Source organism: Planococcus sp. RAB007_Raresut, from assembly GCF_057369535.1.
The window spans coordinates 358277-372991 of the sequence record NZ_JBXYIF010000003.1; the positions used below are offsets into that span (position 1 = coordinate 358277).

Sequence of the window (14715 nt, forward strand, 5' to 3'; positions counted from 1 at the left end):
CATTAGGAGGAATTTGAAATGGAAATATTCAAGAAAATGGAAGAACATGATTATGAGCAATTGGTATTTTGCCAGGACAAAAATTCCGGACTTAAAGCGATCATCTGCATCCACGACACTACATTAGGGCCTGCTTTAGGCGGCACACGCATGTGGAATTACGAAACAGAAGAAGAAGCGATCGAAGACGCAATCCGTCTTGGACGCGGAATGACATATAAAAACGCTGCAGCCGGCTTAAACTTGGGCGGCGGTAAAACAGTTATCATCGGCGATCCGTTGAAAGACAAAAATGAAGAAATGTTCCGTGCATTCGGACGTTTCATCCAAGGATTGAACGGCCGTTATATTACTGCAGAAGATGTTGGCACAACTGTGGCTGATATGGATCTGATCCACGAAGAAACAGATTTCGTAACAGGAATTTCTCCTGCTTTCGGTTCTTCAGGAAATCCTTCACCGGTTACAGCTTACGGCTGCTATATCGGTATGAAAGCTGCTGCTCTTGAAGCATTCGGCGATGATTCACTTGAAGGCAAAACCGTTACTGTCCAAGGTGTCGGCAACGTAGCTTATACATTGTGCGAATACCTGCACAAAGAAGGCGCGAACCTGATCGTTACAGACATTAATAAAGATGCAGTTCAACGTGCTGTAGATAATTTCGGTGCTACAGCTGTTGAACCGAACGATATCTATTCACAGGAAGCGGATATTTTCGCTCCATGTGCGATGGGCGCAATCATCAATGACGATACAATCCCACAATTAAAAGTGAAAGTTGTTGCTGGTTCAGCAAACAACCAATTGAAAGAAGAACGCCACGGCGACGAGCTTGAAGCTCGCGGCATCGTCTATGCTCCTGACTTCGTAATCAACTCAGGCGGCGTAATCAACGTAGCTGACGAACTATACGGATACAATAACGAACGTGCAATGAAGCGTGTGGAAACAATTTACGACAGCATTTCCCGCATCTTCGCAATTTCAAAACGTGATGGAATTCCTAGCTACCAAGCAGCAGACCGTATGGCTGAAGAGCGCATCGAACGCGTCCGCAAGTCACGCAGCCAATTCCTGCGCAATGAACATAACATCATCAGCAGACGCTAAACTGAAATGGAGGGATCGCTTTGCAGGAACAGCTTTATCGCATACTGGTCATCAACCCCGGCTCTACATCGACAAAGATAGGTGTTTTTGACAACGATATTCTGATCATGGAAAAAACGATCCGCCATTCAACAGAAGCGATCAATGAATTTCCATCGATCATCGATCAATATGCATTTCGGAAACAAACCATTCTGGAAGCATTGGATGAAGAAGGAATGAATATCTCGAAGTTATCTGCTGTCTGTGGCCGTGGTGGATTGCTGCGGCCAATAGAGGGCGGCACCTACTCAGTCAATGAAGCGATGCTGGCGGATCTCCGCAAAGGCGTTTCCGGTCAGCATGCTTCCAATCTTGGCGGCATCATTGCCAATGAAATTGCTGAGGGACTGAATATACCGGCATTTATCGTAGATCCTGTAGTTGTCGACGAACTGGATCCCATTGCACGGATTTCCGGTTTTTCTCTGATAGAGCGAAAATCGATCTTCCATGCATTGAACCAGAAAGCCGTTGCCAGACGATACGCCAAAGAGAAAGGCCGGCGTTATGAGGATCTTAGGCTTATCGTCACTCATATGGGTGGAGGTATAACTGTGGGCGTCCACAAAGAGGGCCGGGTAGTCGAGGTCAATAACGGTTTGCATGGGGATGGGCCGTTCAGCCCCGAACGGGCAGGGACAGTTCCTGCCGGTGATTTGGTCGAGCTATGTTTCTCCGGCCAGTATTACCGCCATGAAATTATGAAGCGCCTTGTCGGCCAGGGTGGACTGGTCAGTTATCTGGGCACAAATGATGCCGTGACTGTTGAAAAACGTATTCAAAAAGGTGATCAACAGGCAGAGATGGTTTATGATGCCATGGCTTATCAAGTAGCTAAGGAAATTGGCTCAGCGAGTGCTGTATTGCACGGAAAAGTTGATGCCATCATTCTCACCGGCGGTCTTGCTTATGGAAAGGGTTTTGTGAAAGCGATATCTGATCGGATCAACTGGATTGCGGATGTAGCTGTACATCCAGGCGAAAACGAATTACAGGCTCTTGCTGAAGGTGCGGTAAGAGTTTTGAATAAAGAAGAATCAGCTAAAATATATCCGGCTTTATAATAGAAGGAGGACACTTACATGGCACAGAATTATGATGTAGTCATCCTTGGCGGCGGAACCGGCGGTTATGTTGCCGCAATCCGCTCTGCACAATTAGGCTTGAAAACGGCAATCGTTGAAAAAGGCGACCTTGGCGGAACTTGCCTTCACAAAGGATGCATCCCAAGCAAAGCTTTGCTTCGAAGCGCGGAAGTTTACTCCACTGCAAAAAACCATGCCGCTGATTTCGGAGTGAATACTGGAGAAGTCAGCCTTGATTTTTCTAGAGTGCAGCAGCGCAAACAAGGGATTGTCGATCAATTGCACAATGGTGTAAAAGGATTGATGAAAAAAGGGAAGATTGATGTTTATGAGGGAATCGGCCGTATTTTAGGGCCTTCCATCTTTTCTCCGAATCCTGGTACAATTTCTGTCGAAATGAACAATGGCGAAGAAAACGAAATGCTGATTCCTAATAACGTCATCATCGCAACTGGTTCACGGCCGCGCAGCCTGCCGGGTCTTGAAATTGACGGTGACTTTGTAATGAGTTCAGATGAAGCCCTCACTATGACTGAGTTGCCTAAGTCAATACTGATTGTCGGTGGCGGTGTCATCGGAATAGAATGGGCATCCATGCTAAACGATTTCGGTGTAGAAGTGACGGTCATCGAGTATGCTGACCGCATCATTCCGACTGAGGACAAAGATATCTCAAAAGAGATGCTTAAATTATTGAAGAAAAAAGGCATCAATTTTGCCACAAACGCAAAAGTAATGGCTGATACCCTTGAAAAAGGTGATAACGGAGTTACTATCCAAGCTGAAATCAATGGTGAAAACCAGAGCTTCTCTGCTGAAAAAATGCTTGTGTCCGTTGGGCGCCAGGCAAATGTTGAAAATATCGGTATCGAAAATACGGACATCATTGTCGATAAAGGGTTTATTCAAGTGAAAAACACTTTCCAGACAAAAGAGTCCCATATTTACGCAATCGGTGATGTAATCGGCGGCCTGCAATTGGCGCATGTTGCATCTCACGAAGGCATTACCGCAATTGAGCATATTAAAGGCAATAATCCGCATGCCATTGACTATGATAAAGTTTCCCGCTGCATCTACTCGAATCCCGAAGCAGCGAGCGTTGGCATTACTGAAGAGCAGGCAAAGGAAAAAGGCCATGACGTTAAAGTCGGTAAATTTTCTTTCAAAGCTATCGGAAAAGCGCTTGTCTACGGTGAAAGTGACGGTTTTGTCAAAATCATCGCTGATAAAGAAACAAATGACGTCCTTGGCGTTCATATGATCGGACCGCACGTAACGGATATGATTTCTGAAGCAGGTCTTGCAATGGTACTCGATGCAACTCCATGGGAGATTGCAGACACGATACACCCTCACCCGACATTATCCGAGGTCATGGGTGAAGCTGCTCTTGCCGTTGACGGCAAAGCAATCCACAGTTAAAGGAGGAAAATTGAATGTCAGCTAAACACGAAGAAATTGGTTTGTCGAATGACGATGTACTGAAAATGTATGAAACGATGTTAATGGCTCGCCGTGTCGATGAGCGTATGTGGCTTTTGAACCGCGCTGGTAAAATTCCGTTCGTAATTTCGTGCCAGGGGCAGGAAGCTGCACAAGTGGGCGCAGCTTTCGCACTCGATAACGAAAAAGATTATATCGCTCCTTACTACCGGGATATGGGGGTTGTCCTGCATTTCGGCATGACGCCAAAAGATTTGATGCTTTCCGCATTTGCTAAAGCAGAAGACCCGAACTCCGGCGGCCGCCAAATGCCTGGACATTTTGGCCAGAAGAAAAACCGTATCCTGACAGGCTCTTCGCCAGTTACGACTCAGCTTCCTCATGCTGTAGGAGTTGCATTAGCCGGGAAAATGAAAAAACAGGATTTCATCACTTTCACTACACTTGGTGAAGGTTCATCCAACCAAGGAGATTTCCATGAGGGCATGAACTTTGCCGGTGTCCACAAATTGCCGGTCATCATTATGGTGGAAAACAACAAATACGCGATTTCCGTTCCTTTCGAACGCCAAATAGCCAGTAAAAATGTTTCAGACCGCGCAATCGGCTATGGTATGCCAGGTGTTACCATCGATGGCAATGACCCGATTGAAGTGTACAAACACGTTAAAGAAGCAGCTGACCGCGCTCGCCGCGGCGAGGGGCCAAGTCTGATCGAAACTGTTTCAGAACGTATGACTGCGCACTCATCGGATGATGATCACAGACAATACCGTTCTGCGGATGAACTGGCAGCACAAAAAGAGAAGGATCCAATTCTTTTATTCGGTGCATACCTGAAGGAAAATAACATCCTGAATGACGAGCTTGAAAAAGAAATCAACGAGCGCATTATGGTAGTTGTAAACGAAGCAACTGACTATGCTGAAAATGCACCGTATGCGGCACCTGAAGATGCATTGAAATATGTCTATGCAGAAAAAGGAGGGAACGAATAATGGCAGTAATGAATTATATTGACGCCATAACGCTCGCCATGAAAGAAGAGATGGAACGTGACGATAACGTTTTCGTTCTCGGAGAAGATGTCGGTAAAAAAGGCGGCGTTTTCAAAGCGACGGCCGGCCTATACGATCAATTCGGCGAAGACCGTGTCCTTGATACGCCACTTGCTGAATCCGCCATTGCCGGTGTTGGAATCGGTGCAGCCATGTATGGCCTCCGTCCGATTGCTGAAATGCAATTTGCCGATTTCATCATGCCTGCGGTAAACCAGATTATTTCTGAAGCTTCACGCATTCGTTACCGTTCCAACAACGACTGGTCATGCCCGATCGTGTTCCGCGCTCCATTCGGCGGCGGCGTTCACGGCGCGCTTTACCATTCACAATCTGTGGAAGCGGTATTCGCTAACCAGCCTGGCTTGAAAATTGTCATCCCATCAACACCTTACGATGCAAAAGGACTTTTAAAAGCGGCTATCCGCGATGAAGATCCGGTTATGTTCTTTGAGCATAAACGTGCTTATCGTCTCATTAAAGGCGAAGTGCCTGAAGACGACTACACAATCGAAATCGGGAAAGCGGACGTAAAACGTGAAGGCGAAGATATCACAGTCATCACTTACGGTTTAGCTGTCCACTTCGCATTGCAGGCTGCTGAACGTCTTGCAGAAGATGGCTATTCTGCACACATCCTTGACCTTCGCACAATTTATCCATTGGATAAAGAAGCTATCATTGAAGCTGCTAAGAAAACAGGGAAAGTGCTTCTTGTAACTGAAGACAATAAAGAAGGAAGCATCATCGGTGAAGTTGCGGCAATCATTGCTGAAAACTGCCTGTTCGACCTGGATGCTCCGATCATGCGCCTTGCGGGACCTGATGTTCCGGCAATGCCATACGCGCCGACCATGGAGAAATTCTTCATGATCAACCCGGATAAAGTAGAAAAAGCGATGCGTGATCTGGCTGAATACTAAGAAAAATTTTTTAATATATAGATTGAAGTAAAGAACCAGTATAATTATGCTGCGGCGGCGCTGAGAACGATCTCTAAAGATATGGAGCAAAACAGCGAAGACTCCCAGGCGACCAAGCGAAGTGCTGAGATCCACTCGGGCGAAGTGTAACGAGCACGAGTTAGCTCAGAGCAAGCAGCCAAGTGCGGCCAAAGTATTTCGGCCAGCGCTTTGCGACGAAGCTAGCGCAGCGATGCAGGAGCACGGTTTTTGGAAAGCGGAGCTGTTTTGCGGAATATCGACTGTATAGAATCATTAATTCAACATAGTTAGAAGAAAAAGGAGGAATCCCTTTGGCTATTGAAAATATTAAGATGCCTCAACTTGGCGAAAGTGTCACTGAAGGAACGATTGAAAAATGGCTCGTTGCTCCTGGCGACCACGTCAACAAGTATGATGCACTTGCTGAAGTGAATACTGATAAAGTAACTGCGGAAGTGCCTTCTTCATTTACAGGAACGATCAAGGAATTGGTTGCTTCTGAAGGCGATACCTTGTCTGTCGGTGAAATTGTCTGCACAATCGAAACTGAAGGCGGAGATTCTGCACCGGTGGAAGAAGCGAAACCGGCTGCAGATGAAAAAGCCAATGAGATGCCAGCTGCCGGTGCAAAACCGACAGAAGGCCTGAAAGGCGAAAAAGGTTCTTCACAACCTATTAAAGCAAGTGGTTCAAAAGCACGTTATTCACCTGCAGTCATGCGCTTGGCTCAAGAAAATGACATCGATTTGACTCAGGTTGAAGGTTCAGGCAATGAAGGGCGTATTACGCGCAAAGATATTATGGCTTTGATCGAAAGCGGCAATATTCCAAAAGCTGGTGATGCGCCAGCGCCTTCTTCACAACAAGCTGAAGAAACAACTCAAGAGCAGCCTGCAGCTTCTGCACCTGCACAGAAAGCTCCATCAGCACCGATCCAAAGTGCTCCTGGAGATGTTGAAATTCCGGTTACCGGCGTTCGCCGTGCAATCGCTGCAAACATGCTTAAGAGCAAGCACGAAGCTCCGCATGCATGGATGATGATAGAAGTCGATGTTACGAACCTGGTTCAATACCGCGACTCGATCAAAGGTGATTTCAAGAAAAAAGAAGGATTCAATATCACTTATTTCGCTTTCTTCGTAAAAGCGATCTCCCAGGCACTGAAAGAATTCCCGATGATGAATTCAATGTGGGCTGGAGATAAGATCATCCAGAAGAAAGATATCAATATTTCAATTGCTGTTGCATCCGATAACGCATTGTTCGTCCCGGTCATCAAAGACGCGGATGAAAAATCTGTTAAAGGCATCGGCAAGGAAATCAACGAGCTGGCTTTGAAAGCACGTTCCGGAAAACTCGGTTCAGCTGAAATGCAGGGCGGCACATTTACAGTCAATAACACAGGATCGTTCGGTTCTGTCCAGTCGATGGGGATTATCAACCATCCACAGGCAGCGATAGTCCAGGTGGAATCGATTGTTAAGCGTCCGATGATCATGGATAACGGCATGATCGCTGCCCGCGACATGGTTAACCTTTGTCTTTCTCTTGACCACCGTGTTCTTGACGGACTTGTATGCGGCCAATTCCTTGGACGTGTCAAAGAAATCCTTGAGAACATGTCAAAAGAAAATACTTCTGTTTATTAAGAAAAGCGAAAGCGCCCGTTCAGCTCTGAAAGGCATAAGACGAATCAGCGTAGCGGTCCTGACCGCGCAGCTGAGTTGACTTATGACCCGAAGAGTTGGGCCGCTGGAGTCTGGACAATCAGAAAAAGCTTGAAGTCTCCGGACTTCAAGCTTTTTTGGCTTTAATAGACTGGCGTTCTCAGGTAAAATGGAGAAGAGATAGATGAGGGAGGGAATATTTTGACGATCGATTCGATGAAACAAACAGAATTTCCGAAACGTACATACGAAGATTGGCTGCAAGCTGCTGAAAAAGCTATTGGCGGCAAGCCGGTCGATCCAACACTAAAAACCCAGACAATTGAAGGCGTTGAATTAGAACCCTTATATACGAAAGAAATGCTGGAAGCATTGGGAGAACTTCCTGCTTTTCAGCAGGAAGCCGTAAAAAGCGGTAAAAAAGAAGCTGGCTGGTTGATTGCCCAAGAAGTTCTATCGGACTCTCCGGAAGATTTCCTGTTGAAAACAAAGGAAGATCTTCTGAAAGGCAACGATATGGTGGTTTACACCAGTTCACAGGAATTCAATTGGACCGACCAGGAACTTAAACAATTGGCGGAACTCCTGATCAAACACCCTTTCTATTTTAAATTGACAAGTGAAGACACGGATATTTTGCGGGTCTTTGATTTTATTGGAGAAACACAGCACAGCCAATTAAGAGGTGTGATCTTTTCGGAAGAAGAAACTGCAGCCCCGGGAAATGTCAGAACGCGTCTGGTTGATACCATTCCGGTACACCATGCTGGCGGAACAATCATCCATGAATTGGGCGTTGCTCTGAGTATACTGGCTGAAACAATTAAAGACGGCAATTATAAGGAAGCGTCCGCAAAGACGTGGATCCGATTTGCAGTGGATACTCAATTCTTCCAGGAAATCGCTAAACTTCGCGCGTTCCGTGGACTTTGGAAAGCATTTAGTGAGGCGTACGGGGAAGAGGCAGGTAGTATGCCTATTTATACCGAAACCTCTGTCCGTTCCTATTCAAAACTTGATCCTTACGTCAATTTGCTGCGTGCCGGCAATTCCAGTTTTGCTGCAGTGCTGGGCGGTACGGATGCCCATACGGTGCACCCGCATGATTTTCTGACGGTGTCGCAGCCATCAAGCCGAAGAATTGCCCGCAATGTGCAATTGGTCATTAAAGAAGAAAGCCATGCTTCACGTGTACTTGATGCTTCGGCTGGGTCCTATTTTATCGAGCATCTGACAAATGAATATATAGAAGCATCGTGGAATTATTTTCTTGAAATCGAAGAAGCCGGCGGCTATTCTGAAGTGATCAAATCAGGTTGGCTGGCTGACGATATTCAAGGGAAATGGCTCGAACGGAAAAAGCTCGCAGCCGAACGCAAACTCTCTTTGATCGGCACTAATATATATGCAAATCCGCAGGAAGCCGTAAAAGATCATTCTATTGATACTAGCCATTTGGAGTATATTACTGCCAAACGCTTAGCGACACCGTTTGAAAAGATTCGTGCAAGAAGCCGGGAAATAGAGCTGAAAACGGCAATTATACATTTAGGTCCGTTAAAAGACGTCAAGGCTAAATCTGATTTCGTTGAAGGCGTTTTGGCTGTCGGCGGCATCGAACCCGAGATTAGTCCAGAAATTAATGATGCCGAGGCACTTAACAGCTATTTGGCTGAACATCAATTTGATTATGCAGTGCTTTGTGGAGTTCAGGAAAAATTGGAGACAATTATTCCTGCAGTCAGCAGCACTGCGGTACTTGATGTAGCCGGTAAATATCCAGCGGAACAGATGGACTCCTGGAAATCAGCTTCTTTGTCGGATGCAGTCTATTCAGGACAAAATATCGTTGAAAAGCTGGAACAGATTCTGAACTTAGGAAAGAAGGCGCTTTAATATGACCAAACCCGATTTTTCCAAAGTCAATATGAAAAAATTCACACATAATACTGCTGAAACCATAGCCGGTGAAGATTTCCTGACAAATGAAGGGATAGCCATTAAACCGGCGTATTCTTCAGAGGATACGTCCGGAATTGAAGATTCTTTGCCGGGATACGCACCTTATATCCGAGGGCCGTATCCAACCATGTATGCTTCAAGACCTTGGACAGTCCGCCAGTATGCTGGATTTTCAACAGCTGAAGAAAGCAACGCTTTTTACCGCCGCAATCTGGCGATGGGCCAAAAAGGGTTGTCTGTCGCATTCGACTTAGCTACCCACCGCGGCTATGATTCAGATCATCCCCGTGTAGTCGGGGATGTCGGTAAAGCCGGCGTGGCAATAGACAGTGTTGAAGATATGAAGATACTGTTCGATGGCATTCCGCTTGATAAAATGTCCGTCTCTATGACAATGAACGGTGCAGTTCTTCCAATCATGGCATTTTTCATCGTAGCGGCTGAAGAACAGGGAGTGACGCCAGACCAATTGGCTGGAACGATTCAAAATGATATTTTGAAAGAGTATATGGTGCGCAATACGTATATCTATCCGCCAGCCATGTCGATGAAAATCATTGCGGATATTTTCGAATACACATCAAAAAGCATGCCGAAATTCAATTCGATATCCATCTCGGGCTACCACATCCAGGAAGCGGGAGCTACGGCTGATATTGAACTTGCCTATACACTTGCTGATGGACTTGAATATGTACGGACCGGCTTGAAAGCGGGCATCGGAATCGATTCATTTGCTCCCCGATTGTCGTTCTTCTGGGGAATCGGCATGAATTATTTCATGGAAGTGGCTAAAATGCGCGCTGCCCGCGAAATCTGGGCTAAAATGATGAAATCGTTCGATCCGCAAAATCCGAAATCTTTGGCGCTGCGCACGCATTCCCAAACTTCAGGCTGGAGTCTGACTGAACAGGATCCTTTCAATAATGTCACACGCACATTGCTTGAAGCGAATGCTGCCGCTATGGGGCATACGCAATCACTCCATACAAACGCACTGGATGAAGCAATAGCATTGCCGACAGATTTTTCTGCCCGTATTGCCCGCAATACACAGCTGTTCTTACAGGAAGAAACGGGAATGACCAATGTCATCGATCCATGGGGCGGTTCTTTCTATGTCGAGAGCCTGACAAAACAATTGACCGACAAAGCATGGGAATTGATCGAAGAAGTTGAAGAGCTCGGCGGTATGGCAAAAGCGATCGAAACAGGGTTGCCGAAAATGCGGATTGAAGAAGCGGCAGCGAAAAAGCAGGCGCAGATCGATTCGGGCGAAGAATCCATTATCGGCGTCAACCGCTATCGTCTTGACCAAGAAGATCCGATTGATATTCTGAATATCGATAATACGATGGTGCGCAAGAAACAGATTGAACGCATCGAGATGGCGAAAGCGAAACGAGACAGTGATAAAGTGAAGCATGCACTCGACGAACTTACAGCTGCAGCTAAAGAAGGAAATGAAAATATACTTGAATGTGCTGTAAATGCTGCCCGTGAAAGAGCTACACTCGGTGAAATTTCAGATGCAATCGAACTCGCATCCGGCAGACATAAGGCGGTGATCCGTTCAGTGAGCGGTGTATACAGTTCAAACTTCTCCAATCAGCAGGAAATCGAAGTCGTTAAGGAAATGACGGAAGACTTTATTGAAAATGAAGGCCGCAGACCGCGTATCCTGGTCGCTAAAATGGGGCAGGACGGCCATGACCGTGGCGCGAAGATTATTGCCACCGCTTTCGCTGACCTGGGCTTTGATGTGGATATCGGACCGCTTTTCCAGACTCCTGCGGAAACTGCCCAGCAAGCGGCTGAAAATGATGTCCATGTAATCGGTGTAAGTTCTCTTGCAGCGGGACATCGCACATTAGTGCCCGATCTTGCAGCCGAACTGAAAAAATTGGGGCGTGAAGATATTCTGATTGTAGTAGGCGGCGTAATACCTGCACAGGATTATGAATTCCTGCGCAACAACGGTGCAAGCGCCATCTTCGGACCAGGTACGGTGATTCCTGTCGCTGCCCAAAAAGTTATTGAGGAAATCTATGTACGTCTCGGATATGAGGAAGTGGCGGACTGATGGAGCGCGACAACGGCTCTAGACGTGTCATGGACGGTGTGAATGCTGCGCATGACGGCATGGCGCCGGCGCCGCGGAAAAAATTCAAAAAACCTGAAAAGAAGAATTTAAACATTGAAGAAATAGCTGAAGGCGTCAAAAGCGGTTCCCGTTTGCATCTCGGTAAAGCCATCACTTTGCTTGAAAGTTCGAATCCATCCGATAAAAAAGATGGACAGGCCCTGTTGAACAGTCTTTTGCCTTTCACCGGCAACAGCCTTCGCATCGGTATAACAGGAGTGCCAGGTGCTGGTAAAAGCACATTCATCGAAACCTTCGGTGAAATGCTCACTAACCTGGGTTTCCGAGTAGCGGTGCTGGCCATCGACCCGAGTTCATCCGTTACTGGCGGCAGCATCCTGGGTGACAAAACCAGGATGGAGCAGCTGGCCAAAAACCCGAAAGCCTTTATTCGTCCATCACCGACAGCCGGAACGCTTGGCGGCGTCCATAAAAAAACCCGAGAGACGATGCTGGTTTGTGAAGCCGCCGGCTATGACGTCATTCTAGTGGAAACAGTAGGTGTCGGTCAGAGTGAAACCTTGGTGCGTGGAATGGTTGATCTGTTCCTGCTTCTTGTTCTGACTGGAGCAGGTGATGAACTGCAGGGAATGAAAAAAGGGATACTGGAGTTGGCGGATGCCATTTTGGTCCATAAAGCTGACAGCGGGAATCTGCTTTTGGCGGAAAAAACGGTGCGTGAATATAAAGGGATGCTACACTTCCTGCAGCCGGCGACCGAAAACTGGAAAACACGCGCTCTCGCTGTTTCTTCTATTGAAAATAACGGAATCCAGGATGTCTGGGAAATGGCGAAGGAATTCGAGTCAACTGCCAAAGATAACGGCATTTTCAATAAGCGCAGACAAACCCAGACCAAGGATTGGTTCCGTTCGATGATTACAGATGAATTGTATGGCAGGTTTTTCGAAGACCCGGCCAAGCGGCGGATGGTCAAAGAATTGGAACAGAAAATTCTGGATGAGCAGCTGACAGTCGCTCAGGCAATCCATGAATTGTTCGAGTAAGCTTTTTTGCAGAACACGCCAACACCTGCTATGATTATTACAGATAATAGAAGGAGTGATAGCTTTGAGTATGGATTTTAATTTCCTAATGAATGATATAGCAACACAAGCCCGCAAAGAACTTACCGACGGTGGCTATAAAGAATTGACAACGCCTGAAGAAGTTAACGAAGCATTGACTCAACAGGGTACAAGCCTTGTCATGATCAACTCGGTTTGCGGATGCGCAGGCGGCATCGCAAGACCTGCAGCGCTTCACGCGGTCCATTATGATAAACGTCCGGATAACCTCTATACAGTGTTTGCCGGCCAGGACAAAGAAGCAACTGCTCAGGCACGCGCAATCTTCGGCGACGATCACTTGCCGTCATCTCCATCTTTCGCTATCGTCAAAGACGGAAAAATGGTGGATGAAATTGGACGCCACGAAATTGAAGGCCATGATCCAATGTCAGTCATTACACATATTCAGGCATTGTTTGAAGAGCATTGCAACGAAATCTAAAAAGAAAATGCCCCTCAAAAAGGGGCGTTTTTTTATGTCGGAACAAGAGGAGGCGAAGAATCTGAAACTTAAAAGACTATCGATCGGCTACCGTACGTTGAAAACTGCTGTCGGTGTCATCCTCGCGATTTCATTGGCGCAATTGCTGCAGCTCGAATTTTTTGTTTCCGCGGGAATTCTGACAATCCTTTGCATTCAGCCAACAAAGAAGCGTTCCATCCGCGCCGCTCTTTCCAGATTTATAGCCAGTCTGATCGCCATCGTCTATGCCTTTGTGTTTCTGGAAGGAATCGCTTATCATCCCGTCGTAGTCGGCTTGATGATTCTGCTGTTCATACCTGTGCTTGTAAGCCTTCGCTTTGCGGATGGTTTCGTATCAAGTTCCGTCATCATTTTTCATATCTACAGTGCAGGCAACTTGACTGGAAGTTTGGTTTTAAATGAAATTCTTCTCATGGTAGTCGGTTTCGGTACAGCGCTATTAGTCAATATGTACATGCCAAGCATTGAAAAGAAACTCGACGATTATCGTTACCAAACAGAAGTGCTATATGCGAAAATCTTGCATGAAATGGCAGTCTATCTGAAAGACGGCAAAAGTGACTGGGATGGCAAAGAGCTGATGCAGACGGAAGAATTATTGAGGAAAGCTAAAGCTCTGGCTTATCAGGATGTAGAAAATCACGTTACACGGCTTGAAAATAAATATTACCGGTATTTTGATATGCGCCAGGACCAATTTGAAATCATCGAACGAATTCTGCCGAAAATATCAACTTTGCCTGTGCTTGTCAAACATGCGCAATTGATCGCGGATTTTCTGAATGATCTTGCGGACCATGTGCATGCCGGCAATACCGCTTATCATTATCTCGATAAACTGGAAGTGGTAAAGAAAGAATTTTCCCAGCTGCCGCTGCCGAAAAGCCACGAAGAATTCCAATCGATGGCCGCCTTATACCAGGTGATCGAAGAATTGGATTCCTATCTGGAAATAAAACAATCCTATAGAGGATTTACAAACAAGAAAACGGCCGAGGAGTGATCTCCCCGGCCGTTTTTGTGTTCAAGATTTATTAAAGTACAAAGCTTAATCCCATCATTAAGCTGGACAGAAGCATTAAGGCAACCATAGCGTAGACGATGACTTTGCGGAATGTTTGATTTCTCATTAGCAGATAATCTCCTTTATGTGCATTTGAACTTGTAGGTAGAATAACATAATTCTCTGTATTTTTGAAGAGGCAAGTGCTTTGCGCCAAATATTCTTCAACAACTAGAGTTTTTCCCTGTGAATCGGTACAATAAGAAGGAAGCAAAAAGAAGGTGGGATAAAAGATGAAGAAAGTTGATCATATCGGCATTGCCGTACGAAACCTGGATGACGTTCTTCCATATTACACGGAAACGCTCGGCTGTCCACTGTTAAAAATCGAGGAAGTCGAATCTGAACGTGTGCGTGTAGCATTTATCGATGCGGGCAATATCAAACTGGAATTGCTTGAACCGATGGATGACAGCAGCGCGATCCATAAATTCCTTGAGAAAAAAGGCGAGGGCATCCATCATATAGCTTTTGGTGTCGAAAATATCGAACAGCGCATGGAGGAGTTGAAGGAAAAAGGCGTCCGCTTATTGAATGAACAGCCAAAAAACGGAGCAGGCGGAGCTTTAGTCGCTTTCATGCATCCGAAATCATCAAACGGCGTACTTTATGAATTGTGTCAGAAACAGTAGATAAGG

General features: G+C 46.1%; 13 protein-coding genes. 12 read left to right on the plus strand and 1 reads right to left on the minus strand.

The genetic code is table 11. From position 1 onward, the window contains the following. The first annotated feature begins 18 nt into the window (after nt 1-18). From AC2Q9J_RS08375 to AC2Q9J_RS08425, 11 genes are all read left to right on the plus strand, one after another. Nucleotides 19-1113, plus strand: coding sequence for a Leu/Phe/Val dehydrogenase (locus AC2Q9J_RS08375; protein ID WP_112223874.1), 1095 nt, complete (start codon nt 19-21; stop codon nt 1111-1113). A 20-nt stretch (nt 1114-1133) separates the two neighbouring features. Next, entirely contained in the window at nt 1134-2219 is a 1086-nt protein-coding gene (gene buk, locus AC2Q9J_RS08380) for a butyrate kinase (protein ID WP_499038918.1), read from the plus strand. A gap of 18 nt (nt 2220-2237) precedes the next feature. Next, entirely contained in the window at nt 2238-3665 is a 1428-nt protein-coding gene (lpdA, locus tag AC2Q9J_RS08385) for a dihydrolipoyl dehydrogenase (RefSeq protein ID WP_499038919.1), read from the plus strand. Between the two features lie 14 nt (nt 3666-3679). Further along, entirely contained in the window at nt 3680-4684 is a 1005-nt protein-coding gene (locus AC2Q9J_RS08390) for a thiamine pyrophosphate-dependent dehydrogenase E1 component subunit alpha (protein ID WP_499038921.1), read from the plus strand. Continuing rightward, complete coding sequence (locus tag AC2Q9J_RS08395) at nt 4684-5667, plus strand: alpha-ketoacid dehydrogenase subunit beta (RefSeq protein WP_499038923.1); 984 nt, start codon at nt 4684-4686, stop codon at nt 5665-5667. The genes AC2Q9J_RS08390 and AC2Q9J_RS08395 overlap by 1 nt, the downstream gene beginning before the upstream one ends. Before the next feature lie 332 nt (nt 5668-5999). Next, a complete protein-coding gene (locus AC2Q9J_RS08400) occupies nt 6000-7337 on the plus strand; it encodes a dihydrolipoamide acetyltransferase family protein (RefSeq protein ID WP_499038924.1) in 1338 nt (445 codons plus the stop codon). Between the two features lie 219 nt (nt 7338-7556). Continuing rightward, the gene (locus AC2Q9J_RS08405) at nt 7557-9251 is read left to right on the plus strand and encodes a methylmalonyl-CoA mutase family protein (RefSeq protein ID WP_499038926.1); all 1695 of its coding nucleotides are present in this window, start codon (nt 7557-7559) and stop codon (nt 9249-9251) included. 1 nt (nt 9252) lies between these two features. Beyond that, nucleotides 9253-11400: a methylmalonyl-CoA mutase gene (gene scpA, locus AC2Q9J_RS08410; protein ID WP_499038928.1), complete on the plus strand. Its 2148-nt coding sequence runs from the start codon at nt 9253-9255 to the stop codon at nt 11398-11400. After that, complete coding sequence (gene meaB / locus AC2Q9J_RS08415; RefSeq protein ID WP_499038930.1) at nt 11400-12467, plus strand: methylmalonyl Co-A mutase-associated GTPase MeaB; 1068 nt, start codon at nt 11400-11402, stop codon at nt 12465-12467. Before scpA ends, meaB begins: the two co-directional genes overlap by 1 nt. Nucleotides 12468-12531: 64 nt before the next feature. Further along, nucleotides 12532-12972, plus strand: a complete 441-nt coding sequence (locus AC2Q9J_RS08420; RefSeq protein ID WP_499038931.1) for a BrxA/BrxB family bacilliredoxin — start codon at nt 12532-12534, stop codon at nt 12970-12972. Between the two features lie 34 nt (nt 12973-13006). Further along, the gene (locus AC2Q9J_RS08425; protein WP_499038933.1) at nt 13007-14017 is read left to right on the plus strand and encodes an aromatic acid exporter family protein; all 1011 of its coding nucleotides are present in this window, start codon (nt 13007-13009) and stop codon (nt 14015-14017) included. Nucleotides 14018-14048: 31 nt separating this feature from the next. On the opposite strand, the gene prli42 is transcribed toward AC2Q9J_RS08425, so the two are convergent. Continuing rightward, on the minus strand, nt 14049-14144 hold the full coding sequence (prli42, locus tag AC2Q9J_RS08430) for a stressosome-associated protein Prli42 (RefSeq protein WP_158241215.1): 96 nt from the start codon (nt 14142-14144) through the stop codon (nt 14049-14051). Nucleotides 14145-14310: 166 nt separating this feature from the next. Here prli42 and mce point away from each other — a divergent pair, with 166 nt between their 5' ends. Next, entirely contained in the window at nt 14311-14709 is a 399-nt protein-coding gene (mce, locus tag AC2Q9J_RS08435; RefSeq protein ID WP_499038935.1) for a methylmalonyl-CoA epimerase, read from the plus strand. The last annotated feature ends 6 nt before the right edge of the window (nt 14710-14715 follow it).

Bases quoted from the DNA above. Each gene is read 5' to 3' on its own strand.
- AC2Q9J_RS08395 (WP_499038923.1), top strand. From the start codon at position 4,684: ATGGCAGTAATGAATTATATTGACGCCATAACGCTCGCCATGAAAGAA.
- AC2Q9J_RS08390 (WP_499038921.1), top strand. From the start codon at position 3,680: ATGTCAGCTAAACACGAAGAAATTGGTTTGTCGAATGACGATGTACTG.
- AC2Q9J_RS08375 (WP_112223874.1), top strand. From the start codon at position 19: ATGGAAATATTCAAGAAAATGGAAGAACATGATTATGAGCAATTGGTA.
- mce (WP_499038935.1), top strand. From the start codon at position 14,311: ATGAAGAAAGTTGATCATATCGGCATTGCCGTACGAAACCTGGATGAC.
- lpdA (WP_499038919.1), top strand. From the start codon at position 2,238: ATGGCACAGAATTATGATGTAGTCATCCTTGGCGGCGGAACCGGCGGT.
- scpA (WP_499038928.1), top strand. From the start codon at position 9,253: ATGACCAAACCCGATTTTTCCAAAGTCAATATGAAAAAATTCACACAT.
- AC2Q9J_RS08425 (WP_499038933.1), top strand. From the start codon at position 13,007: ATGTCGGAACAAGAGGAGGCGAAGAATCTGAAACTTAAAAGACTATCG.
- meaB (WP_499038930.1), top strand. From the start codon at position 11,400: ATGGAGCGCGACAACGGCTCTAGACGTGTCATGGACGGTGTGAATGCT.
- prli42 (WP_158241215.1), bottom strand. From the start codon at position 14,144: ATGAGAAATCAAACATTCCGCAAAGTCATCGTCTACGCTATGGTTGCC.